This window comes from Streptomyces albicerus (assembly GCF_008905045.1).
Classification (GTDB): Bacteria; Actinomycetota; Actinomycetes; order Streptomycetales; family Streptomycetaceae; genus Streptomyces; species Streptomyces albicerus.
In genome coordinates this window covers 25,980-49,603 of record NZ_VWMY01000015.1, presented here as the reverse complement: position 1 = coordinate 49,603, position 23,624 = coordinate 25,980, and the positions used below count along the sequence as shown (strand labels likewise).

The following is a 23,624-nucleotide window of genomic DNA, read 5'->3' as shown; positions in this document are numbered from 1 at the left end:
GACCTGACTCATGGGAGCCCAGCTCCGGGTCTACAAGCGTCGCATCAAATCCGTCACCGCGACCAAGAAGATCACCAAGGCGATGGAGATGATCGCCGCCTCGCGCGTCGTCAAGGCGCAGCGCAAGGTGGCGGCCTCCACGCCGTACGCGACCGAGCTCACCCGCGCGGTCACGGCGGTCGGAACCGGTTCGAACACCAAGCACCCGCTGACCACGGAGGCGGAGACGGCGACCCGTTCCGCGGTGCTGCTCCTCACGAGTGACCGCGGACTGGCCGGCGCCTTCAACTCCAACGCCATCAAGGCGGCGGAGCAGCTGACCGAGCGTCTCGAGGCGGAGGGCAAGGAGGTCGACACGTACATCGTCGGCCGCCGCGGTCTGGCTCACTACAACTTCCGTGAGCGCAAGGTCGCGGAGTCGTGGTCGGGCTTCACCGACCAGCCCTCGTACGCGGACGCGAAGAAGGTCGCCGTTCCGCTGATCGAGGCCATCGAGAAGGCGACGGCGGACGGCGGCGTGGACGAACTCCACATCGTCTACACCGAGTTCGTCTCGATGATGACGCAGACGGCGGTCGACAGCCGCCTGCTGCCGCTCAGCCTCGAAGAGGTCGCGGAGGAGTCGCACGCCAAGGGCGAGATCCTTCCGCTGTACGACTTCGAGCCGTCGGCGGAGGACGTCCTCGACGCCCTCCTGCCGCGGTACGTCGAGAGCCGTATCTACAACGCGCTGCTCCAGTCGGCCGCCTCCAAGCACGCCGCCACCCGCCGCGCGATGAAGTCGGCGACCGACAACGCGGGAGACCTGATCACCACGCTCTCCCGACTTGCCAACGCGGCCCGCCAGGCCGAAATCACCCAGGAAATCAGCGAGATCGTCGGTGGCTCCGCAGCCCTGGCCGACGCGACCGCGGGGAGTGACAGGTAATGACGACGACAGTTGAGACGGCCGTTGCCACGGGCCGCGTCGCCCGGGTCATCGGCCCGGTCGTCGACGTGGAATTCCCCGTCGACGCCATGCCGGAGATCTACAACGCCCTTCACGTCGAGGTGGCCGACCCGGCCAACGCCGGCGAGAAGAAGATCCTGACCCTGGAGGTCGCCCAGCACCTGGGTGACGGCCTGGTCCGCACCATCTCGATGCAGCCCACCGACGGTCTGGTCCGCCAGGCCGCGGTGACCGACACCGGCAAGGGCATCAGCGTCCCGGTCGGCGACTTCACCAAGGGCAAGGTGTTCAACACCCTCGGTGAGGTGCTGAACACCGATGAGCAGTACGAGGGCGAGCGCTGGTCCATCCACCGCAAGGCCCCGGCGTTCGACCAGCTCGAGTCGAAGACCGAGATGTTCGAGACGGGCCTGAAGGTCGTCGACCTTCTCACCCCGTACGTCAAGGGCGGCAAGATCGGTCTGTTCGGTGGTGCCGGTGTCGGCAAGACCGTGCTGATCCAGGAAATGATCATGCGTGTCGCCAACCTCCACGAGGGCGTCTCCGTCTTCGCGGGCGTCGGTGAGCGCACCCGTGAGGGCAACGACCTCATCGCGGAGATGGAAGAGTCCGGCGTTCTGGACAAGACCGCTCTTGTCTTCGGTCAGATGGACGAGCCCCCGGGCACCCGTCTGCGCGTGGCCCTGGCCGGTCTGACCATGGCGGAGTACTTCCGCGATGTGCAGAAGCAGGACGTGCTGTTCTTCATCGACAACATCTTCCGCTTCACCCAGGCCGGTTCCGAGGTGTCCACCCTGCTCGGCCGTATGCCGTCCGCGGTGGGTTACCAGCCGAACCTCGCCGACGAGATGGGTCAGCTGCAGGAGCGGATCACCTCGACGCGTGGTCACTCGATCACCTCGATGCAGGCGATCTACGTCCCCGCGGACGACCTGACCGACCCGGCCCCGGCCACCACGTTCGCCCACCTCGACGCGACGACGGTGCTCTCCCGTCCGATCTCCGAGAAGGGCATCTACCCGGCCGTGGACCCGCTGGACTCCACGTCCCGCATTCTGGACCCGCGGTACATCGCGCAGGACCACTACGACACCGCCATGCGGGTCAAGACGATCCTGCAGAAGAACAAGGACCTCCAGGACATCATCGCGATCCTCGGTATCGACGAGCTCGGCGAGGAGGACAAGCTCGTCGTCCACCGTGCACGTCGTGTGGAGCGCTTCCTGTCCCAGAACACCCACGCCGCCAAGCAGTTCACCGGCGTGGACGGTTCGGACGTACCGCTGGACGAGTCGGTCGTCGCGTTCAACGCGATCTGCGACGGCGAGTACGACCACTTCCCGGAGCAGGCGTTCTTCATGTGCGGTGGCCTCGAGGACCTCAAGGCCAAGGCCAAGGAGCTCGGCGTCTCCTGAACCTCGTGTTCATGAAGGGGGGCGGGGCCGCCCTCGCGGGGTGCGTCCCGCCCTCCTTCGTACGCCTACTAGACTTTGACCCAACACCCGGCGGCAACGGCCGGGTGGTGACCCGAGGAGCCCACCTTGGCTGCTGAGCTGCATGTCGAGCTCGTCGCCGCGGACCGCAGTGTCTGGTCCGGCGAGGCCACCCTGGTCGTCGCGCGCACCACGTCCGGCGACATCGGCGTCATGCCCGGTCACCAGCCGCTGCTCGGTGTGCTGGAGTCGGGCCCGGTGACCATCCGTACGAGTGATGGTGGAACGGTCGTCGCGGCGGTGCACGGCGGTTTCATCTCGTTCGCGGACAACAAGCTGTCGCTGCTGGCCGAGATCGCCGAGCTGTCGGACGAGATCGATGTCCAGCGCGCGGAGCGGGAGCTCGAGCGCGCGAAGGCGGAGGGCGATGCCCACGCCGAGCGTCGCGCGGACGTCCGTCTGCGTGCGGTGGCGGCGCGCTGAACACAGCGCGCCACAGGAAGTGACTCAGCCGCGGCCAGGACCGGAGCTTTTTCCGGACCGGGTCGCGGCTGAGGCGATGCGGGTGCTTTTCCCCTATCCGTTACCTAGGAGACGAGGAGGTCGGTGTCGATGGTCCTCGCTCTGACTGTGTGCGGGTTGGTAGTCGCGCTGGTGGTAATCGGACTCTTCGTCTTCGGGCTGCGGCGCAGAGTGATCCAGCGCTCCGGCGGCACCTTCGACTGCAGCCTCCGCTGGAACGTCACGGAGAAGAGCGACACCAGCGGCAAAGGCTGGGGCTACGGCATCGCCCGCTACAGCGGTGACCGGATCGAGTGGTTCCGCGTCTTCTCGTACGCCCTCCGCCCGCGCCGCGTCCTCGAACGCTCGGCGATCGAGGTGGCGGGCCGCCGCGCCCCCGAGGGCGAGGAGGAGCTGGCGCTGCTCTCCGACTCGATCATCCTCACGTGTGTCCATCGCGGGACGAGGCTTGAGCTGGCGATGAGCGAGGACGCGCTGACCGGATTTCTTGCGTGGCTGGAGGCAGCCCCGCCCGGTCAGCGCGTCAATGTCGCGTAGGGCCTAGTCGATCTTTGCGATGGCGGTCACGAGTTCGCCGTTCGCCGTGTCGCCGCTGAACTCCCAGAAGAACGCGCCGCCCAGACCCTGGTTCTTGGCCCAGGTCATCTTCGTACCGATGGTGGCCGGGGTGTCGTAGCTCCACCAGTTGGTGCCGCAGTGCGCGTAGGCCGTGCCGGCGATCGTGCCGGTGGCCGGGCAGGAGTTCTTGAGGACCTTGTAGTCCTCGATGCCCGCCTCGTACGTGCCGGGTGCCGCGCCGGTCGCCGTGCCGCCGGGGGCGGACTGGGTGACACCGGTCCAGCCGCGGCCGTAGAAGCCGATGCCGAGCAGCAGCTTGGCCGCGGGTACGCCCTTGGCCTTGAGCTTGGCGATCGCGTCGGCCGAGTTGAAGCCGGCGGTCGGGATGCCGCTGTACGAGGTCAGCGGGGAGTGCGGGGCGGTCGGGCCGGTGTTCGCCCAGGCGCCGAAGTAGTCGTACGTCATCACGTTGTACCAGTCGAGGTACTGGGCGGCGCCGCCGTAGTCGGCCGCGTCGATCTTGCCGCCGGAGGAGCCGTCGGCGGTGATGGCCGCGGTGACCAGGTAGTTCGAGCCGAACTCGCTGCGCAGTGCCTGGCTCAGCGTCTTGAAGGAGCCGAAGCCGGACGTGTCGCAGGTCAGGCCGCAGGCGTTCGGGTACTCCCAGTCGATGTCGATGCCGTCGAAGACGTCGGCCCAGCGCGGGTCCTCGACCAGGGCCTTGCAGGAGGCGGCGAAGGCGGCCGGGTTGGCGGCGGCCTCACCGAAGCCGCCCGAGTAGGTCCAGCCGCCGAACGACCAGAGGACCTTGATGTGCGGGTACTTGGCCTTCAGCTGGCGCAGCTGGTTGAAGTTGCCGCGTAGCGGCTGGTCCCAGGTGTCGGCCGTGCCACTGACGGACTGGTCGGCGGTGTACGCCTTGTCGGTGGCGGCGTAGGCGTCGTCCAGGACGCACTTGCCGCCCTTGACGTTGCCGAACGCGTAGTTGATGTGCGTGATCTTCGACGCGGAGCCGGAGGTCACCAGGTTCTTCACGTGGTAGTTGCGGCCGTAGACGCCCCACTCGGTGAAGTAGCCGAGCTTCACCTTGTCACCGGGGCCGGGGCCCGGGTCGGTGCCACCGGTGGTGTGCACGGCGGTCGAGCCGCTGACCGGGCCGGTCTGGTCGGCGGTGTCGCGGGCCTGGACCGTGTACGAGTAGTCGGTGCCGGCGGTGAGGCCGGTGTCGGTGTACGACGTCCCGGTCACGGTCGCGACCTTGGCGCCGTCGCGCAGGACGTCGTAGTTCTTGACGCCCTTGTCGTCGGTGGCCGCGCTCCAGGAGAGCTTGACCGAGGTATTGGTGATGCCGGAGGCGGTGGGCTTGCCCGGCGCGGAGGGCGGCTTGTCGCCGGGGACGGTGCCGCCGCCGTCGCAACTGCCGCCGTTCAGCTTGCAGTTGGCGGGGGAGCCGGGGCCGGAGCCGTTGAAGCCGAAGGAGACGGACGCGCCGGGGGCGAGGCTGCCGTTCCAGGACTTGTTCTTGGCGGTCCAGTGGGTGCCGGAGGACGTGACGTCGGCGTCCCAGGCCGATGTCACCGACGTACCGGAGGGGAAGTCCCACTCGACGGTCCACGAGCTGATGCTGGTGGTGCCGGTGTTCTTGACGGTCCACTTGCCTTCGAAGCCGGTGCCCCAGTCCTGGGTCTTGGCATACGTGGCGGTCGCCGACGTGGCGGCGGAGGCGGGGCTCGCGAGCCCGACCAGGGCGGCGAACGGCAGCAGCAGGGTGGTGAGCCCTGCCACGGCTCTGTGTCGGAGTCTGTGTCTGAGGCGCATCCGCGTCTCCTAGGGGAGTTTGATGAGGTGCGCAGGACAATAGAAAGGTCTGGACCATAGGTCAATAGGTCCAGACCACTGAGGAGAGTGGGGCGGTTACTTGTTACACGCCCAACTCCTGTGCCAGGACGGCCGCCTGGACGCGGCTGCGCACCTCCAGCTTCCCCAGGAGGCGGCTGACGTGGGTCTTCACGGTCGCCTCCGCCATGTCGAGACGCACCGCGATCTCCGCGTTGGACAGCCCCTCCCCGAGGCAGGACAGGACCTCCCGCTCCCGCCGCGTCAGCGAGTCGAGGACGGCCGGATCGCTCGAAGGCGCGCGTACGGGCTTCGCGGCGAACTCGGCGATCAGGCGGCGGGTGACCGCGGGCGCGATCAGGCCCTCGCCGCGGGCCACGGTTCGGACCGCCTCCAGGAGCCCGCGCGCCTCGGTGTTCTTGAGGAGGAAGCCGGAGGCGCCCGCGCGGAGCGCGCCGAAGACGTACTCGTCGAGGTCGAACGTGGTCAGTACGAGCACGTCGGCGAGGTTCTCGGAGACGACCTGGTGGGTCGCGGAGACGCCGTCGAGGCGGGGCATCTGGACGTCCATCAGGACGAGGTCCGGCCTGAGCTCCCGGGCCAGGGCCACCGCCTGCTCGCCGTCCTCGGCCTCGCCGACCACCTCGATGTCGGGGGCGCTGCGCAGGATGAGGACGAGACCGGCGCGTACGGCGGACTGGTCCTCGGCGACGAGCACGCGGATCATTCGGATTCTCCTTCGGTGATCGGGAGGGTGGCGCGTACGGTCCAGGTCTTGCCGTCGGCGGAGGCCGGGTCCTCGATGGGGCCCGCCTCGAAGGTGCCGTGCAGCAGGGCGACCCGCTCGCGCATCCCGACCAGGCCGGCGCCCGAGCCGGGGGCGCGCGGGCCGTCGTCCCGGGTGCCGCCGTACGGGCTGGTCACCCGCACGTCGAGGGAGTGGTCGCGCTGGGCGAGGGCGACGGTGACGCTGCCGGGGGAGGCGTGCTTGAGCGCGTTGGTCAGGGACTCCTGCACGATGCGGTAGGCGGCCAGCTCGACCGGGGCGGGGAGCGCCGCGTGCGTGCAGTCCAGGACGACGTCGAGACCGTTGGCGCGGGCCTGGTCCACGAGCGCGCCGAGTCCGTCGAGGGTGGGGGCGGCGACCGGCTCCGTGTCGCCGCTGCTGTCGCGGAGGATGCCGATGAGGCGGCGCATCTCGGCGAGCCCCTCGACGCTGTTCTCGCGGATGACGCCGAGGGCCTGCTTCGAGGTGTCGGGGTCGTCGAGCGAGAGCGCGGCCGTGGAGTGGATGGCGATCGCCGAGAGGTGGTTGGCGACCATGTCGTGCAACTCCCGTGCCATGCGCGCGCGTTCGGCGGTGACCGCCTGGGTGCGGTCCATCTCGGCGAGCAAGGCGGTCTGTTCGGCGCGCAGCCGGGCGGCCTCGGCGGCGTCGCGGTGGTTGCGGACCAGAGCGCCCGTGGCAGCCGGGCCGAACAACACGATGCCGGTGCCCAGACCGACGAGCACCGCCTGCGGTTCGCGCCACCAGACCAGCAGGCCGAGTGTCGTCCCCAGGGTGATCAGTCCGGTGATGACCGGGATGCGGCGGGCCGCGGCCGGGGTGCCGTACAGGACGGCCGAGTAGGCGAGATCGGTGAACATCAGGATCGTCGCCGCGTTGCCCAGAGTGCACTGGTCGGCGGCCAGGGCGAGCGTGCCGACGCACAGCGCGGTCCGCGACATGGTGCGGCGCAGCAGCTCAAGGCCCGCCATCACGGCCAGCGGGATCAGGCCCCACGTCTGCGAGAACAGGCCGCCGCCCTGGGTGTAGAGCCCGAGCGCCCAGAACACGAGCCCACCGAGCAGCCCGCCGACGGCGAGGTGCACGTCGAAGCGGTGCGGGCGGGGGAGGGAGCGGGCCATGACTCCATCCAACACGGCGCGCGGTCGCGTCGCCTGATCCCGGAGAACGGTCCTCGGCTACATCGAAGGATGCAGTGGCCTTTCCTCACTGGCGACGACGATCGCGGTCGGCCGCGCCGGGAGCCTGGAAGGGTGACCGAGAGGAGCGAGCCGTGATCGTCACGCTGATCGTCGTCTGTGAAGTGGCCTTCTGGGTGCTGCTGGCCGCGGGGCTGACCTTCCGCTATCTGTTCAGGATGCCGCGGGTCGGTCTTGGGCTGCTGCTGTGCGAGCCGCTGCTGGAGGTGGTGCTCTTCACCGTCACGGCGATCGACCTGAAGAACGGGGCGGAGCCGGACTGGAAGCACGGGCTTGCCGCCGTGTACATCGGCTTCACCGTGGGGCTGGGGCACTCGACGATCAAGTGGGCCGACGGGTGGGTTGCGTACCGGTTCGCGGGTGGGCCTCGGCCTGTGAAACCACCGAAGTACGGGGTGGCTCGGGCCGTGCATGAGTGGAAGGTCGCAGGGCGGTGGATTCTGGCGGCTGTGGTGGCGATGGGGTTGCTTCAGGCCGCGATCTGGTACGTGGGGGCCGGCGGCGAGACCGGGTCTTTGCGGGAGTGGCAGTTGCGGATGGTGTGGCTGGTCGGGATCAACGTGGTCATCGCTCTCAGCTACACGTTGTTTCCCAAGCGGGAGTCGGTGAAGTCGGCGAAGATGCGTTGAGTGTGGAGTGCGGGTGTGTGGGGGCTGGTCGCGCCCACGCGGCGGAGCCGCACAATGTCACAGCCCCGCGCCCCTAAAGGCCGGGGCGCGACCCGTGCTGCCAGAGGGGCCGCGCGCCCAAAAACCTCAGCGTTCGCCGCCCGGGACCCACAGCACGTCCCCGACCTCCTTGTTGGCCGTCCTCGCCAGGATGAACAGCAGGTCCGACAGGCGGTTGAGGTAGGTCGCCGTCAAGGGATTCATCACCTCGCCGTGGGCCTCCAGGGCCGCCCACGTCGACCTTTCCGCCCGGCGGACCACCGTGCACGCCTGGTGCAGCAGGGCCGCGCCCGGTGTGCCGCCGGGGAGGATGAAGGAGCGGAGCTTCTCCAGCTGCTCGTTGAAGTGGTCGCAGTCCGCCTCCAGCTTGTCGACGTAGAACTGCTCGACCCGCAGAGGCGGGAACTCCGGCTTCTCGACGACCGGGGTGGAGAGGTCGGCGCCCACGTCGAACAGGTCGTTCTGGACGCGGGTGAGGACCTTGACGATCTCCTCGCCGAGGTTGCCGAGGGCGATCGCCGTGCCGATGACCGCGTTCGCCTCGTTGACGTCGGCGTACGCCGCGATCCGCAGATCCGTCTTGGCGGTCCGGCTCATGTCGCCGAGGGCCGTCGTGCCCTGGTCGCCGGTCCTGGTGTAGATGCGCGTCAGATTGACCATGCGGCCAGCGTAGTTACGCTCCGGCCTTCCGGAACACTCGTGTGCCCACCGTCACGGCGAGTCCCGCGAAGCCGAGGGCCACCAGGACGCCGTACAGCATGGAGGCGGTCGTGTACGAGCCGACGTACGCGTCGCGCATCGCGTCCACCAGATAGCGGAACGGCATGACGTGCGAGAGGGCGTCCAGCCAGCCGGGCGCCAGCGACATGGGCAGCATGAGCCCGGACAGGAGCATGGACGGCATGGTCACGGCGTTGATCGTCGGGCCGAACGCCTGCGGCGAGCTGCTCCTCATGGCCAGCGCGTACGACAGCGAGGCCAGCGAGACGGTCAGCAGCGCGACGAACGCGAAGCCGATCAGGATGCCCCCGACCGGCGCGCGCAGGCCCATTACCACGGCGGCCAGGACCAGTAGGACCGCCTGGAAGACGAAGACGGCGGCGTCGCGCAGCACCCGGCCGAGCAGCAGCGCGAGTCGGCTGACCGGCGTGACGCGCATGCGCTCCACGATCCCGTGGTTCTTCTCGACGATGATCATGAAGCCCGCGAACGCGGCCCCGAACAGCCCGAGTTGGAGCAGCAGCCCGGGCACGAGGACCTGCCAGGAGCTGCCTTCGCCGCCCAGCGGCAGATCGGTGAGCAGCGGACCGAAGAAGAGCAGATACAGCAGCGGCATCAGTACGCCGAAGAGCATCGCGAACCTGGAGCGCAGGGTCTGGCGGGCATAGCGCCCGAAGATCAGCGCGGTGTCCTGAAGAAGCATGACTGTGACGTCCTAAACGACTGAACGGCCGGCTAGACCGCTACGGGGGCGGAGTCGGCCGGCGCGGGGCCCCGGCCGGTGATGGCGAGGAACGTGTCCTGGAGCGTCGCGTCGATCGACCCTCCGTACTGGAGCTTCAGCGCGCTCGGGGTGCCCTCGGCCACCACGACGCCCTGGTCGACGACGACGAGCCGGTCGGCGAGCGCGTCCGCTTCGTCGAGGTAGTGCGTGGTGAGGAAGACCGTGGTGCCGTACTCGTCGCGCAGGCGTCGCACGAGGTCCCAGAGGTCCGCGCGGCTCGCCGGGTCGAGACCCGTGGTCGGCTCGTCGAGGAACAGCACCTTCGGGCGGTGGGTGAGGCCGAGGGCGATGTCGAGACGGCGCCGCTGGCCGCCGGAGAGCGCCGACGTCCTGCGGTCCAGGAGGTCGGTCAGCCCCAGGTCGCGGGCCAGCTCCTCGGCGCGCTCGGCTGCCTGATCCTTCGTCAGGCGGTACAGCCGCCCCTGGGTGACCAGCTCCTCGCGTACGGAGACCTGGGGGTCGACGCCGCCCGACTGGGCCACGTAACCGCACGCGCGGCGCACGCCCGCCGGGTCGGTGGCCAGGTCGTGGCCCGCGACGGTGGCGGCGCCGCCGGTGGGGGCGAGCAGAGTCGTGAGCATCCGGAGTGTGGTCGTCTTGCCCGCCCCGTTCGGGCCGAGGAAGCCGAGGATCTCGCCCTCCTTGACGGTGAGGTCGATGCCGCGGACCGCCTCGACGGGGCCGCGTTTGGTCTGGAAGGTCCGGGCCAGGCCGGCCGTGCTGATGATGGGCATGCGCCAAGAAAAACAGAGGGACTTAAATTTTGCAACGTCACCAAAATTTCAGCAACGTCAAAAATCCTGATCCGGCCTACGATGAAGCCATGGCAGAGGGGCTCAGGGAGCGGAAGAAGCGCGAGACCAGGCAGCGCATCTCGGACATCGCCACCGGACTGTTCCTGGAGCACGGGTTCGTCACGGTGACCATGGCCGATGTCGCGGACGCGGCCGACGTCTCCGTGAACACCGTGTACAACTACTTCCCGGCCAAGGAAGACCTCTTCTTCGACCGCAGCAGCGGCGTCGTCGACCGCCTCTCACGCTGGGTGCGCGGCCGGGGCGCGGGCGAGTCGGCAGTCGCCGCCGTCCTGCGCGAGCTGCGCGAGGAGGTCGAGGCGGTCTCGCCCCGGGTCGGCCTGATGGAGGGGTACGACCGCTTCATGCGCGTCATCCACGGCGCGCCCGCCCTCCGGTCCCACCTGTGGAGCCTCCAGCAGGAGATCCGCGACGACCTGGAGACGGCCCTGCGCGAGGACACGGGCGCGGCCCCCGGTGATCCGGTGCCGGGCCTGATGGCCGGCCAGATCGGCTGGATCCACGAGACGGTCATGGCCACCATCGGCCGCGAGATGATGGCCAAACGCGATCCGGTCGAAGTGTCCCGCGAGGTGCTGACGCTGCTCGACGACATGGAGGACCTTTTGAGTGAGAAGGTCCTCAACTACGCCGTACGGGCGACGGAATGACCCGGTCGGTGTGATGTCCGTCAGTTGAGACGTGACGCGCATTACTTACCGGTCACACAGCCCCTCACGAGCGCTAGGGTCCGCCGGAGAGGCAGATATAAACAGCGTGTTAGGGGAGTCGGAGTGGCACGGAAGCTCGCCGTCATCGGAGCCGGACTCATGGGTTCCGGTATTGCCCAGGTCTCCGCGCAGGCCGGCTGGGACGTCGTCCTGCGCGATGTCACCGACGAGGCGCTGGCCCGTGGCACCGACGGCATCAAGGCCTCGTACGACAAGTTCGTGAGCAAGGGGAAGCTGGACGCCGGCGTGGCCGAGGAGGCCCTGGGCCGCATCACCGTGACCACCGATCTGGACGCGGCCGCCGACGCCGACATCGTCGTCGAGGCCGTCTTCGAGAAGCTGGAAGTCAAGCACGAGATCTTCCGCACGCTCGACAAGCTGGTGAAGGACGAGACCGTACTCGCCTCCAACACCTCCGCCATCCCGATCACCAAGATCGCGGCGGCCACCGAGCGCCCGGAGCGGGTCGTCGGCGTCCACTTCTTCTCGCCGGTCCCGATGATGCAGCTCTGCGAACTCGTCCGCGGCTACAAGACGAGCGACGAAACCCTCGCCACCGCACGGGAGTTCGCCGAGTCGGTCGGCAAGACCTGCATCGTCGTCAATCGCGACGTGGCCGGCTTCGTGACCACCCGGCTCATCTCGGCGCTCGTCGTCGAGGCGGCCAAGCTGTACGAGTCCGGCGTGGCCACCGCCGAGGACATCGACCTGGCCTGCAAGCTGGGCTTCGGTCACGCCATGGGGCCGCTCGCCACCGCCGATCTGACGGGCGTCGACATCCTCCTGCACGCGACCAGCAACATCTACACGGAGTCACAGGACGAGAAGTTCGCCCCGCCGGAACTGATGCGCCGGATGGTTGACGCCGGTGACATCGGGCGCAAGAGCGGGCAGGGCTTCTACACGTACTGATACACGTACTGACTCTGCGGCGATCTTTCCCTGATCACTCCTCGGGGTGAATTCGGTATCGGTTCGCTTACAGAGGGCAACTTCTGCCCCGGTACGGCAGTCAGTCCTGGCAACACAGGACACGAGAAGACGCTGATACGAAAACGCACTCTCGGGGAGCGCATATGCACATCAGGGGCGACCACGCCGAGCTGGTCGTCGGGGGCCGCCTCGACGTCCGCAGCGCGGCGGACGCCCGTACGGTCCTGCACTCGGCCGTCGACGACGGAGCCGGCGACCTGGTGCTCGACCTGTCAGAGCTGGACTCCTGGGACGCCACCGGGCTCGGTGTCATCATGGGGGCCCACCGGCGGGCGGGGCGGTGCGGCCGGAGGCTTGTGCTGCGCGGCGTTCCGCCGCAGATGCAGCGCCTGTTGGTGGCCACCCGGCTCCACCGCATCCTGGCGATCGAGGGCGGCATCGGGGTCGAATCACTGCCTCGGGTGTAACCGGGCGTCACTGCCGCAAAGAGTGAAGATCAGGTAGGAAAGCGGCGTACGAAGCGCATGCCGCGCACAATCCTCACGAAGCTGTGACGTCTCGGACGGCGCGGTACCCCGTGTGTTCGTAGATACTGTGCGAAGGTTTAGGGTTCGGCTGCCCGCTGCTTGACGAACCCGCGAGTGGGCACCGGACCAGAAGCGACAGCGCAGTGTGCAGCAAGGCCGGGAGGGGCTCGGCACACCACGCTTTTGGGGGGCTTGGACCTATGGACCCGATGAACCGGGGACCCGAAGAGCACGGCCACGACGACGGCTCGGCGGCGCGACAGCGACCACCGCGCGATCCGCTGACGCACGCCCTGGGGCAGGGAAGCGCCCAGCACACACCAGCACTCGCCCGCACCGTCCAACTCGTGTCGGGCGACCATCTGCTCACCGTCAATCCCGTCGACGGCAGTGAGATCGAGCTCTGCCCACCGGGGGAGCGGCCGCCGCGGCCCACGAAGTTCAGCGCGGCCGAGCGTGCCGAACTGGCGCGCGCGGCACGTCCGCCCGTACCACCCGGGGCCTCGCTGCCCAGGCTGCCGCTGCTGGAGCGTCAGGAGGAGCGTGAGCGGCTTGTGCGCCTGCTCGCTCGCGGGCGCTCCGTACGGCTCACCGGGCCCTCGGGCTCGGGCCGCACTGTGCTCCTGGACGCCGTCGCCGACGACTGCGCGGATCTCGCGCCCGACGGCGTGGTCCGCCTCAGCGGCCACCGCCGCACGGTGGACGACGTGCTGCACGATCTCTTCGCCAACGTCTACAACGCACCGCTGTACCGGCCGGAACGGGACGAACTGCTCGCACTCGTCCACGAGATCGGCGCCGTCGTCGTCCTCGACGACGTGGAGTTCGGCGGCGGCACGCTCGACGAGCTGCTCGACGCCACACCCGAGTGCGCCTTCCTGATCTCCGCGACGCCCGACATCCCCGCGCCGTCCAGCGACTCGCTCCTCGAAGAGGTCTTCCTCGGCGGCCTCGGCCGCGGCGGCGGTCTCGAACTGCTGGAGCGCGCCGTAGGACGCGTACTGACCGAGGACGAGGCGAACTGGGCGGGCGACCTCTGGTTCGAGTCCGAGGGGCTGCCGCTGCGCTTCGTACAGGCCGGCGCGCTGCTGCGGCAGCGCGACCAGCTGCGCGCCGACCCGAACGCCTTCGACGAGTTCGGCTACTACGAGGACGCGCCCGTGGACGCGCCCTTCGACGCCGAGGACGGCCATGACGTACCGCTGCCGTCCCTCGCCGAGGGCGCCGCGCCCGCCGCGCTGCTCGCGTCCCGGCTCAGCGAGTCCGCGCGCGCCACGCTGCGCTTCGCGGCCGCGCTGGGCGGCGAGGTGCCGCACCAGGCCCATCTGCCCGCCCTGGTGGGGGACACGCACGCGGACGCCGCGCTCGCGGAGCTCGTCGGCTGCGCGCTCGTCACCCCGGTCGGCTCGCACTACCGGCTCGCGGCCGGCGTACAGACCCAGCTGGAGGCCGTCGGGTACGCGTCCGACGCCGAGGACCGGGTGCGCGCCGCCGCCGAGCACTACGCCTGGTGGGCCGGGCATCCCTCGGTCACCCCGGAGCGGGTCGCCGCCGAGGCGGACGCCGTGCTCGCGGCGCTGGCCGCCCTGGTGCCGGTCACCGTGCCGCCCGCCGAGGAGGAGGAGAGCGCCACCGCCGTGCGGCTGGCCCGGACGGCCGCGCCCGCGTTCGCCGCGGGGCAGCACTGGAGCGCCTGGGAGCGCACGCTGCGCGCCGGCACAGAGGCCGCCCGGCTGTCCGGTGAGGTCTCGGATCAAGCCTACTTCCACCACGAGTTGGGCATCCTCGCGCTCTGCGGCGGGCAGCTCGACCGGGCCCGCGCCGAACTGGAGGCCTCGATCGGGCTGCGCGGCGCCCTCGCCGACAAGCGCGGCACCGTCGCCGGCCGCCGCGCGCTCGCACTGGTCGCGGACCGGTCCGGCACCACGCCGCCGGTCGGGATCGGTTCGACGGCGGGCGAGGAGGTGCCCGACGCGCGGTACGAGGAGTCGGCGTCGCCGCCCGGTGGCGTACCGGCCGGATTCACGCCGGTGCCGTCGCTCCAACAGCCCGGCGAACCCGCCACGTTGATCACGCACCGGACGGGCCCCGCCTCCTCGGCGAAGCCCGGCCGCATCAAGGGCCTGGTCAACGGCACCCGGCGCAATCTGGTGGCCGCGGGCGCGGGCGCACTCCTCGCCGCGGTACTCGGCACGGTGGTGACGCTCGGCGCGACGTCGAACCCCGACGACAACACCCCGTCGGAGAAGGTCGGCGTCAACCCCTCGGCCAGCGCGGGCGAGGACGGCGACGGACTCGGCGCCGACCGCCCGAGGAAGGGCAGCAGCGACGCGGACTCGACGAGCCTTCCGACGGACCCGGGGGAGGACGGGGTCATCGGCACCTCGGACGACCCGACGCCGAGTTCGAGCACGGAGCCGTCGGACGATCCGAGCGGGTCGAAGGACCCGAGCCCGACGAAGTCGACGACGAAGCCGCCGTCGTCGTCCAGGCCACCGTCTTCGTCGAGGCCGCCGTCTTCGTCGAGGCCGCCGACGTCCGAGCCGCCGACCTCGAAGCCGCCCACGTCCCAGCCGCCGACCTCCGAGCCGCCGACGAGCGCCCCTCCGTCGTCACCGGAGACCTCCGACTCGGCCAGCGGCCCGGCATCCAGCCCGGCCGAGAGCAGCAGTTCCGCGAGCGGCCCGGCGGACAGCAGCGCGCCCGAGTCGCCCACCGGCTCCGGTACGACCAGCACGTCGCAGGTGATCTGAGAGGCGGCGTACGGCAGCCGCGTACGGCATGGCACGACAGTGGGCCGGGTCCTGTGTGCAGGACCCGGCCCACTGTCGTGCCATATGAACAAGCCGTGATGAACGAGCCGTGCGAAACGACCCGGTTGCCGTCAGAACAGCCGCAGTTTGTCGTCCTCGATGCCGCGCATCGCGTCGTAGTCGAGGACAGCGCAGCCGATGCCGCGGTCTGTGGCGAGGACGCGGGCCTGCGGCTTGATCTCCTGGGCCGCGAAGATGCCGCGGACCGGCGCGAGGTGCGGGTCGCGGTTCAACAGCTCCAGATAGCGCGTGAGTTGCTCCACGCCGTCGATCTCGCCGCGGCGCTTGATCTCCACGGCGACGGTCTGGCCGTCGGCGTCGCGGCACAGGATGTCGACCGGGCCGATGGCCGTCATGTACTCGCGGCGGATCAGCGAGTAGCCCTCGCCGAGGGTCTCGATGCGGTCGGCGAGGAGCTCCTGAAGGTGTGCTTCCACGCCATCCTTGATCAGGCCGGGGTCCACACCGAGTTCGTGCGAGGAGTCGTGGAGGATCTCCTCCATCGTGATGATGAGCTTCTCGCCCGCCTTGTTGATGACGGTCCAGACTCCCTCGTCGTCTCCCGAACCCTCCTTCAGGGTGCAGGGCGGCGACATCCAGTTGAGGGGCTTGTAGGCCCGGTCATCCGCATGGATCGAGACACTGCCGTCCGCCTTCACGAGGATGAGGCGGGGGGCCGACGGGAGATGGGCGGTGAGCCGGCCCGCGTAGTCAACGGAGCAGCGGGCAATGACGAGACGCATGGTCGGCAACGCTACTCGACCGATACGGCTTCACGCGATCCGCCCACCCGTCTCCCAGCACCGCCTCAACTGAGAACCCGCGGTTCGCCCCCTTTGTCTCCAACTTCCCTGACCGCCGCTGTTCCTGTCGCCCCTGTTTCCCCGTATAAGCCCTGTTCGGAAGTGGCCGGTTGTGAGCAGGTTGAGTCTCCTCTGTGTGCTCAATGTCCTGGTGCGGCCACGACCAGTTGCTTACCGTATAAACGGGAGGTCGCGATGCATGTACCCAGCGTGTTCGACATCGCGGTCTCCTTCCCTGTCCGTCAACCCCCTCCACAGAGGGGGTGCGAGAGGAGAACCCATGTCGCTGGACGTCTCACCGGCCCTACTCGAAAAGGCCGAGCGAGGCGAGGTCGACGAAGCGGAATTCGTCGACTGCGTCCGGACCTCCCTGCCCTACGCATGGGAGATGATCAGCTCCCTGGTGGCCCAGCTGAAGGTGGACGGCGGCAAGTTCGCCGACAACCAGACGCCTCCGCCGGACGAGCAGGCGCGTGGCCAGTTGCTGCGTGCGCTCGCGAGTGACGCGATACGCGGTGCGCTGCAGCGGCACTTCGGAGTGCGGCTGGCCTTCCAGAACTGCCATCGGGTGGCGGTGTTCCCGCTGGACGGTTCGGTCGACGACACCCTGGCCCGCTTCACCTCGGTGCGCAGTCAGCTGCTGAACCAGTCGCCGGAGTTCCGGGACTGCTGAGGCTGCGATGCCGCACGGCTTGCCGCCCCGTACGCGGGAGGTGCTTTTGTACTGGGGCGGCAAGCTCCCCGTGGCCCGGGCCTGCTCGGCCCGGGCGCAGCCCGGCTCGGCCGGGGTGTCGCGCCCCTCGGCTCGGGCGCAGCCCCGCTCACCGCAGCCGTGGCAGTACCTCGCCCCCCATTCGCCGTACGTTCTCCTCGGTCGCCGCCAGGTCGCCGGAGCCCTCCACGAGGAGCGCGAAGCGGGTGATCCCCGTGCGCTCGGAGGTCGCCGCGAGGCGGTCGGCGCACAGGCGCGGGGTGCCCACCGGGTGGAGCCCGCAGAGCAGTTCGGTGTACGCCAGCGGGTCCCGCATCGAGCGGGCGCGGCCGTCCACCGTCATATGGGCGTCGAGCCCCTGCTTCAACCAGCCCGGCATGGCCTTCAGAAGCGTCTCGACGGCGTCCGTGCGCCGGTCCGCGACCTGGGCGATACCGGCCGAGACATGGGCCGCGGCCGCGATCTCGTCGGGCGAGTGACCGGCGGCGCGCGCGTACTTACGCCACAGCGCGACCATCTCGGCCTTCTCCTCGTCCCCGACATGCATGCCGAGGAGCATCGCCAGCCCGCGCTCGGCGGCCAGCCGCACACTCGCCGGTGAGGTGCAGGCGACGACGACCTCGGGGCCCTCACCGCCCGTCAGGGCCTCCGAAGGCCTTGGTACGACGGGGACTTCACGGAAGCCGAAGCGCTCGGATCCGCCCGCGACGGACGGTTCGCGCAGCCAGCGCACCAGCAGATCGAGTGATTCCGGGAATCCCTTCTCGTACGCGTCGAGCCCTGTCCCGAAGACCTCGAGGTCGACCCATGGGCCGCCGCGCCCGACCCCCAGCGAGAAGCGTCCGCCGGATGTCACGTGCAGCAGCGCGGCCTGTTCGCCGAGCGCCACGGGGTGCACGGTGGGCAGCACGCTGACCGCCGTGCCGACGCGGATACGACGGGTGCGGCCGAGCAGTAACGCGGCGAGCGTGACGGCCGACGGGCAGGTCCCGTACGGCACGAAGTGGTGCTCGGCCAGCCATACCGCGTCGAGCCCCGCCTCCTCGGCGACCTCGGCCGACCGCACCGCGCGGTGCAGTGCTTCCCCCTGGCCCTGTCCCGGGAACTGGGCCGCCAGTACAAAACTTCCTACACGCATCGCACTCCTGCCTCCTTGTGCCGACGCGGCTCCCCCATCCCGCATAACCGTCTGACACGTGCCAAGGACACGGCCTGGCGGGGAGATTGGCGGATTGTGTGCAGAATGAGCCGGTCGGGCGGGGGACTGTGCGGGTTGTCGAGGTACGACTACCCCTGGGCGCCCCGCGTAGGCTGGACGCCGCCCCTGCTCCCTGTATAGCTCCGTGAGGTGTCCTGTGTCCCCGCGTCGCAACCGTCCCAAGGGTGCCGGTGACTCCGGCCGGAGCGCGGAGACGGATCCGTCCGACCGTTACGGCGGCTGGCAGTCCACGGAGAGCTGGCGGGGCGAGTCGTGGAGCGTGCGGCATGTGGCGGGCGCCAGCGCGCAGGGCAAGACGTATCGCTGCCCCGGCTGCGAGCAGCAGATTCCCTCCGGCGTCCCGCACGTCGTGGCCTGGCCCGAGCACTCCGGCGTGGACGACCGCCGCCACTGGCACAGGGCGTGCTGGAACGCGAAGGACCGCCGCACCACGCGGGTGCAGCGGTCCCGGAACGCGCCACGGTTCTGAGTCCCCGGCCGGCCTACACGTCCCGCCTCTCCAGCAGCGCGTAGGCCCCGGCGATCGCCGCGGCGGTCACGCCGGCGAGCAGGGCGAGCTGGGGGCCGCCGCCACCGTTGTCGCTGTCGAGCTCGAAGATCTGGGCGAGTGCGTTGGGAGCGTTGTACTCCTGCATCTTCTCGCCGATGGTGCGCATGCTCTCGGACATCATCAGGAACGCGGGCAGGATCGCCGGCACCAGCACGACACCGAGCATCGAGGTGATCGCGCCCGCCGAGTGCCGCAGCATCGAGCCGACCGCGAGCGCGAGCACGCCCAGCAACGACACGTACAGCGCGCCCATCAGGACGGTCCCGCCCCACTTGTTGTCCGACGCCCCGCCGTGCATGCCCGACGTGGCGAGTCCGACGAACCCGATGGCGAAGGCCGACACGACGAACGCGACGACGAAGAAGATCAACAGCTTGGCGGTGAGCACCCGGTAGCGCTGGGGCGACGCCGTGAACGTCGTACGGATCATGCCCGTGCCGTACTCCGACGAGACCACCAGCACGCCCAGCGTGATCAGGCAGATCTGCCCGAGGATCAGGCCGAAGAAGGCGGGGATGGTGTACGGGACCTCCGCGTAGTCGGCGTCGCTCGTCTGGGCGGCGACCAGGAGGCCGATGCCGACGACCAGGAGCAGGAAGACGCCGAGCGTCCACATCGTGGAGCGCACGGACTTGATCTTCGTCCACTCGGACGCCAGCGCGTGACCGAGGTGGGTGCGCGTGACGGGAATCGGCGAGGTGTACGAAGTCCCGGGCGCCGCCTGCCAGTTGGGGGCAGGGGCGGCCTGCTGCTGCATCTGGTGCTGGGGCGTGCTCATCGGGCGTCCTCGGGCTTGGTCAGTTCGGGGGCGGCGGAGGGCCGCGCGGGGGCGGCCTGGGCGTACGGGTTGGGCTCTCCCCCTCCGGGGGCGGCCGGGGCGCCGTACGGGCCCGCGGGCGGCTGTCCCTGGGGCATCGCGAACGGCTGCCCGCCCTGCTGGGGCGGCGGCGGGGCGTACCAGCCCGGCTGGCCCTGGCCCGGCACCGGCATCTGCTGCGGCGGCATCATGCCCGGCTGCAGCTCCTGCTGCAGCCCCGCGCGCTGGTCGATGGTGGAGCGGTAGTCGACGGCGCCCTGCGTCATCCGCATGTATGCCTCCTCCAGCGAGGCCTGGTGCGGGGAGAGCTCCCACAGGCGTACGTCGGCGCCGTGCGCGAGGTCGCTGATGCGGGGCAGCGGCAGGCCGGTGACGCGCAGCGCGCCGTCCTGCTCCGGCAGCACCTGGCCGCCCGCCTCGGTCAGCGCGGCCGTCAGCTTCTCGCGCTGCTGAGGATCGGTGTCCGGGGTGCGTACGCGCGCGAAGTCGGCGGAGTTGTGCGAGATGAAGTCACCGATGCTCATGTCGGCGAGCATCTGGCCGCGGCCGATCACGATGAGGTGGTCGGCCGTGAGGGCCATCTCGCTCATGAGGTGGGAGGAGACGAAGACGGTCCGGCCCTCCGCGGCCAGGGACTTCATCAGGTTCCGCACCCACAGGATGCCCTCGGGATCGAGCCCGTTGACCGGCTCGTCGAAGAGCAGCACCTGCGGGTCGCCGAGCAGCGCGGCCGCGATACCGAGCCGCTGGCCCATACCGAGCGAGAAGCCCTTGGAGCGCTTTCGTGCCACGTCCTGGAGCCCGACGACGCCCAGCACCTCGTCCACGCGACGGGCCGGGATGCCCGACAGCTGCGCGAGGCACAGCAGGTGGTTGCGGGCGTGCCGCCCGCCGTGCACGGCCTTGGCGTCGAGGAGCGCGCCGACCTGGCGGGGGGCGTTGGGCAGCTTGCGGTACGGGTAGCCGCCGATCGTCACCTGCCCGGCGCTGGGGTTGTCGAGCCCGAGGATCATCCGCATCGTCGTCGACTTGCCCGACCCGTTGGGCCCGAGGAAGCCGGTGACGGAACCCGGCCTTACCTGGAAGGAAAGGTTGTACACGGCTGTCTTGTCGCCGTAGCGCTTCGTCAGGCCGACTGCCTCGATCATTCTCCGCACCCATCGAAAGGTTCAGGACGTCGGGGCGCACGCCCCCGTAAGGGTTAGGAGGATAGCCGGGCGCTGACGGTTCCCCCCAAGACCATGCAAAATCGTTGACCTACGCATCCCTCTTCTTCAGCAGCGCGTATCCGCCCGCCACCGCCACCACCACCCACAGGACCATGATGCCCAGGCCGCCCCAGGGACCGTACGGGGTGTCGTCGTCGACCGGGGTCACCACCTGCATGATCTTGTTGCCGGCCTGGTCCGGGAGGTACCGGCCGATCTTCTTGGTGGCGTCGACGTTGCCGAGGATGGCCGAGATCAGAAAGAAGAACGGCATCAGGATGCCGAGGGACAGCATCGGACTGCGGAGCATCGTGGCGACGCCCATGGAGAAGACGGCGATGAGGGTCATGTAGAGACCGCCGCCGATGACCGCGCGCAGGACGCCCGGGTCGCCGATCGACGCCCGGTGCGAGCCGAGCATCGCCTGGCCGAGGAAGAAGGCGACGAAGCTGGTGGCCAGGGCGACGACGAAGGCGAGCCCGGTCGCCACCGCGATCTTGCTGAAGAGGAAGGTGCCGCGCTGCGGGACGGCGGCGAGCGAGGTGCGGATCATGCCGGTGCTGTATTCGTTGGACACCACCAGCACGCCGAACACGATCATCGCCAGCTGACCGAGGCTCATCCCGGCGAAGCTGATGAACGTCGGGTCGAAGGAGAGCCGGTCCTGCCTGCTCATGGTGTCGAACTCGTTCTTGGACAGCAGCGAGATGAGCATGCCGAGCGCGATCGTGACCACCGCGGCGAGACTCAGCGTCCACACCGTGGACGCCACCGACCGGATCTTGGTCCACTCGGACCGGACGACCTGGGTCGCGGCCATGGCTTCAGCCCTTCTTCCAGTCGCTGCCCCACGCCTGCCGCCCCTGTCCCCCAGAGGGCGGAGGCGGAGCCGACGGCGACGGTGTGCCGGCGAGTGACGGGTCGGCGAGAGACGGGTCCGCGTGCGCGTGGTACTCCACCGACTCCGCCGTCAGCCGCATGAACGCCTCCTCCAGCGAGGCCTGTTGGGGACTCAGCTCATGCAGCACGATCTGGTGCTGCGCCGCGAGCTCACCGATGCGCTCCGGCTTCCCGCCGTCCACCTCCAGCGTCCCGCCGTCGGTCTCCACGACGGTGATCCCGGCCCCGTACAGCACGTCGAGCAGCCGCTCGCGCTGCGGCGACCGGATCCGTACGTACGACCGTGAGTTCCGCTGGATGAAGTCGGCCATGGACGTGTCGGCGAGCAGCCGGCCCTGGCCGATCACGACGAGGTGGTCGGCCGTCAGCGCCATCTCGCTCATCAGATGGGAGGAGACGAAGACCGTACGGCCCTGGGCGGCCAGGGACTTCATCAGGTTGCGGATCCAGTGGATGCCCTCGGGGTCGAGCCCGTTGACCGGCTCGTCGAACATCAGGATGCGCGGATCGCCGAGCAGGGCGCCCGCGATGCCGAGCCGCTGGCCCATGCCGAGCGAGAAACCCTTCGCCTTCTTGCGGGCCACCGCCGTGAGCCCGACCGTGTCGAGGACCTCGTGCACGCGACTTCGCGGGATGCCGTTGCTCTGAGCGAGGCACAGGAGGTGGTTGAAGGCGCTGCGGCCGCCGTGCATGCCCTTGGCGTCGAGGAGGGCGCCGATGTACTTCAGCGGGTCCTTGAGGCGGTCGTAGTGCTGCCCGTCGATCCGCACGTCCCCCGCGGTCGGCCGGTCGAGCCCGAGCATCATCCGCATCGTCGTGGACTTCCCGGCGCCGTTCGGCCCCAGGAACCCGGTGACGATCCCCGGCCGCACGGCGAACGTCAGATGGTTCACCGCCATCTTCTCGCCGTACCGCTTGGTCAGCCCCTCGAGCTCGATCACGCGCCAACGCTAAAACGCGACAAAGCCCCCTGCCACTTCAGCGACAGGGGGCCTTGACCTTGAACTTGGTTCAATGGGGCGCCCCCTTCAGGGGCGCGGGACTGTATCGATATGCGGCTCCGCCGCGCGGGCGCGACCAGCCACAGCCCCGTAAGGGGCGCGGGGAACTGCGCGACCAGCCCAATCGGACCCGCAGCTCCCCACGAACCCGCACCTACCGGGACTGCTGAGCCGGCACCCCACGAGAGATCGGCTCGTCCTGCTCCGGCGTGCCCGCGGCAGCGACCGCCGCCCCCGTGAGCGTCGCCAACATCTCGCGCACATTGGTGAGCTGAGCGTTGATCGAGTCGCGGCGGTTAGTAAGAGCCGCCAGCTCCCGCTCGGACTCCGAACGGATCCGGTCCGCCTTGGCGTTCGCGTCCGCCACGATGTCCTCGGCCTGGCGCTGAGCCGTCTCCACCGTCTGGCGGGCGCGGCGCTCGGCGTCCGTACGCAGCTTCTCGGCCTCCAGGCGGAGCTGCTCCGCGCGGTGCTCGATCTCCGCGAGACGCTTCTCGGCCTTGGCCTGACGCGACGCCAGATCGCGCTCGGACTGCTCGCGGCGCTTGGCAAGGTTCGTCTCGAAGTCGGCGGCGGCCTGAGCGGCCTTCGCACGGGTCTCCTCGAAGAGGGCGTCCGCCTCCTCGCGCTTGGACTGCGCGTCCTTCTGCGCCTCGGCACGCAGCTGAGAGGCGTCGGACTTGGCCTTCTCGACGATCCGGACGCCCTCGTCCTCCGCCTTGGCCTTGCGGTCCGCAGCGAACGATTCTGCGTCGTTACGCACCTGCTGGGCCGCCGACTCGGCGAGCTCACGGTGCTGTTCCGCCGCGCGACGGGCCTCCTCGCGCAGGTCCTTCGCCTCCTCCTCGGCGAGGCGGAGGATCTTCTCGACGCGCGCGCCGAGACCCGCGTACGACGGCTCGGCGTCGCTGACCTGGGCCTGGGCGTTCTGCGTTTCGAGATGGAGCTCCTCGATGCGCTTTTCCAGAGCAGTGATACGGGCCAGAGCGCTGTCACGGTCGGAGACGAGCTTCGAGATGCGTTCGTCCACCTGAGCGCGGTCGTATCCACGCCGCACAAGCTCGAAGCCGTAGGGGGAAGTGTCGCTCATGGGGTTCCTGTCGAATGAGACCGGTGAGGTGATAGGGGGAATCCTAGGGGTCAAGACGGTGTGTCATCGA

Annotated in this window: 24 protein-coding genes; 11 read left to right on the top strand and 13 right to left on the bottom strand. The window is 69.6% G+C overall.

All coding sequences use genetic code 11. The features are described from left to right. The first annotated feature begins 10 nt into the window (after positions 1–10). The 4 genes from GAS53_RS15030 to GAS53_RS15015 all read left to right on the top strand — a co-directional run bounded on the left by GAS53_RS15030 (position 11) and on the right by GAS53_RS15015 (position 3,441). Complete coding sequence (locus GAS53_RS15030) at positions 11–928, top strand: F0F1 ATP synthase subunit gamma (protein WP_151478088.1); 918 nt, start codon at positions 11–13, stop codon at positions 926–928. Next, positions 928–2,364, top strand: coding sequence for a F0F1 ATP synthase subunit beta (gene atpD, locus GAS53_RS15025; protein WP_151478087.1), 1,437 nt, complete (start codon positions 928–930; stop codon positions 2,362–2,364). The genes GAS53_RS15030 and atpD overlap by 1 nt, the downstream gene beginning before the upstream one ends. Before the next feature lie 126 nt (positions 2,365–2,490). After that, positions 2,491–2,865 (top strand): F0F1 ATP synthase subunit epsilon, encoded by a 375-nt coding sequence (locus tag GAS53_RS15020; protein ID WP_151478086.1) that lies wholly within the window; start codon positions 2,491–2,493, stop codon positions 2,863–2,865. A 129-nt stretch (positions 2,866–2,994) separates the two neighbouring features. Next, positions 2,995–3,441 (top strand): DUF2550 domain-containing protein, encoded by a 447-nt coding sequence (locus tag GAS53_RS15015; RefSeq protein ID WP_151478085.1) that lies wholly within the window; start codon positions 2,995–2,997, stop codon positions 3,439–3,441. A 3-nt stretch (positions 3,442–3,444) separates the two neighbouring features. Here GAS53_RS15015 and GAS53_RS15010 read toward each other — a convergent pair whose 3' ends face one another. From GAS53_RS15010 to GAS53_RS15000, 3 genes are all read right to left on the bottom strand, one after another. Further along, entirely contained in the window at positions 3,445–5,280 is a 1,836-nt protein-coding gene (locus GAS53_RS15010; RefSeq protein ID WP_151478084.1) for a glycoside hydrolase family 18 chitinase, read from the bottom strand. 103 nt (positions 5,281–5,383) lie between these two features. Then, entirely contained in the window at positions 5,384–6,025 is a 642-nt protein-coding gene (locus tag GAS53_RS15005) for a response regulator (protein ID WP_151478083.1), read from the bottom strand. Further along, a complete protein-coding gene (locus tag GAS53_RS15000; RefSeq protein WP_151478082.1) occupies positions 6,022–7,206 on the bottom strand; it encodes a sensor histidine kinase in 1,185 nt (394 codons plus the stop codon). Before GAS53_RS15000 ends, GAS53_RS15005 begins: the two co-directional genes overlap by 4 nt. 152 nt (positions 7,207–7,358) lie before the next feature. Here GAS53_RS15000 and GAS53_RS14995 point away from each other — a divergent pair, with 152 nt between their 5' ends. Next, the gene (locus tag GAS53_RS14995) at positions 7,359–7,913 is read left to right on the top strand and encodes a hypothetical protein (protein WP_151478081.1); all 555 of its coding nucleotides are present in this window, start codon (positions 7,359–7,361) and stop codon (positions 7,911–7,913) included. Positions 7,914–8,039: 126 nt separating this feature from the next. On the opposite strand, the gene GAS53_RS14990 is transcribed toward GAS53_RS14995, so the two are convergent. Genes GAS53_RS14990 through GAS53_RS14980 form a run of 3 tightly spaced genes read right to left on the bottom strand, consistent with a single transcriptional unit; the run spans position 8,040 to position 10,190 of the window. Next, the gene (locus GAS53_RS14990) at positions 8,040–8,612 is read right to left on the bottom strand and encodes a cob(I)yrinic acid a,c-diamide adenosyltransferase (RefSeq protein ID WP_151478080.1); all 573 of its coding nucleotides are present in this window, start codon (positions 8,610–8,612) and stop codon (positions 8,040–8,042) included. Between the two features lie 13 nt (positions 8,613–8,625). Beyond that, a complete protein-coding gene (locus tag GAS53_RS14985; RefSeq protein WP_151478079.1) occupies positions 8,626–9,375 on the bottom strand; it encodes an ABC transporter permease in 750 nt (249 codons plus the stop codon). Between the two features lie 32 nt (positions 9,376–9,407). Continuing rightward, complete coding sequence (locus tag GAS53_RS14980) at positions 9,408–10,190, bottom strand: ABC transporter ATP-binding protein (RefSeq protein ID WP_151478078.1); 783 nt, start codon at positions 10,188–10,190, stop codon at positions 9,408–9,410. Between the two features lie 89 nt (positions 10,191–10,279). On the opposite strand from GAS53_RS14980, the gene GAS53_RS14975 reads away from it, so the two are divergent. From GAS53_RS14975 to GAS53_RS14960, 4 genes are all read left to right on the top strand, one after another. Next, complete coding sequence (locus tag GAS53_RS14975; protein ID WP_151478077.1) at positions 10,280–10,921, top strand: TetR/AcrR family transcriptional regulator; 642 nt, start codon at positions 10,280–10,282, stop codon at positions 10,919–10,921. Positions 10,922–11,044: 123 nt separating this feature from the next. Continuing rightward, entirely contained in the window at positions 11,045–11,893 is an 849-nt protein-coding gene (locus GAS53_RS14970; protein WP_151478076.1) for a 3-hydroxyacyl-CoA dehydrogenase family protein, read from the top strand. A 164-nt stretch (positions 11,894–12,057) separates the two neighbouring features. Next, entirely contained in the window at positions 12,058–12,381 is a 324-nt protein-coding gene (locus tag GAS53_RS14965) for an STAS domain-containing protein (RefSeq protein ID WP_003997851.1), read from the top strand. 260 nt (positions 12,382–12,641) lie between these two features. After that, positions 12,642–15,194 (top strand): ATP-binding protein, encoded by a 2,553-nt coding sequence (locus GAS53_RS14960; protein WP_151478075.1) that lies wholly within the window; start codon positions 12,642–12,644, stop codon positions 15,192–15,194. A 131-nt stretch (positions 15,195–15,325) separates the two neighbouring features. Here GAS53_RS14960 and nucS read toward each other — a convergent pair whose 3' ends face one another. Further along, a complete protein-coding gene (gene nucS / locus GAS53_RS14955) occupies positions 15,326–15,997 on the bottom strand; it encodes an endonuclease NucS (protein WP_151478074.1) in 672 nt (223 codons plus the stop codon). Between the two features lie 340 nt (positions 15,998–16,337). Here nucS and GAS53_RS14950 point away from each other — a divergent pair, with 340 nt between their 5' ends. Further along, positions 16,338–16,730, top strand: coding sequence for an SCO5389 family protein (locus tag GAS53_RS14950; RefSeq protein ID WP_151478073.1), 393 nt, complete (start codon positions 16,338–16,340; stop codon positions 16,728–16,730). 148 nt (positions 16,731–16,878) lie between these two features. Here GAS53_RS14950 and GAS53_RS14945 read toward each other — a convergent pair whose 3' ends face one another. Further along, on the bottom strand, positions 16,879–17,907 hold the full coding sequence (locus GAS53_RS14945) for an LLM class flavin-dependent oxidoreductase (RefSeq protein ID WP_151478072.1): 1,029 nt from the start codon (positions 17,905–17,907) through the stop codon (positions 16,879–16,881). Between the two features lie 217 nt (positions 17,908–18,124). Between GAS53_RS14945 and GAS53_RS14940 the strand changes: the two genes are divergently transcribed. Then, complete coding sequence (locus tag GAS53_RS14940; RefSeq protein ID WP_151478071.1) at positions 18,125–18,457, top strand: ATP/GTP-binding protein; 333 nt, start codon at positions 18,125–18,127, stop codon at positions 18,455–18,457. A 13-nt stretch (positions 18,458–18,470) separates the two neighbouring features. Here the strand turns inward: GAS53_RS14940 and GAS53_RS14935 are convergent, their stop codons facing one another. From GAS53_RS14935 to GAS53_RS14915, 5 genes are all read right to left on the bottom strand, one after another. Further along, on the bottom strand, positions 18,471–19,316 hold the full coding sequence (locus GAS53_RS14935; protein ID WP_225858925.1) for an ABC transporter permease: 846 nt from the start codon (positions 19,314–19,316) through the stop codon (positions 18,471–18,473). Next, entirely contained in the window at positions 19,313–20,503 is a 1,191-nt protein-coding gene (locus GAS53_RS14930; protein ID WP_151478070.1) for an ABC transporter ATP-binding protein, read from the bottom strand. Before GAS53_RS14930 ends, GAS53_RS14935 begins: the two co-directional genes overlap by 4 nt. A 109-nt stretch (positions 20,504–20,612) precedes the next feature. Next, positions 20,613–21,383, bottom strand: a complete 771-nt coding sequence (locus tag GAS53_RS14925; RefSeq protein WP_151478069.1) for an ABC transporter permease — start codon at positions 21,381–21,383, stop codon at positions 20,613–20,615. Between the two features lie 4 nt (positions 21,384–21,387). Continuing rightward, on the bottom strand, positions 21,388–22,404 hold the full coding sequence (locus GAS53_RS14920) for an ABC transporter ATP-binding protein (protein WP_151478068.1): 1,017 nt from the start codon (positions 22,402–22,404) through the stop codon (positions 21,388–21,390). Between the two features lie 214 nt (positions 22,405–22,618). Then, a complete protein-coding gene (locus tag GAS53_RS14915) occupies positions 22,619–23,554 on the bottom strand; it encodes a coiled-coil domain-containing protein (RefSeq protein WP_151478067.1) in 936 nt (311 codons plus the stop codon). Positions 23,555–23,624: the final 70 nt, after the last annotated feature.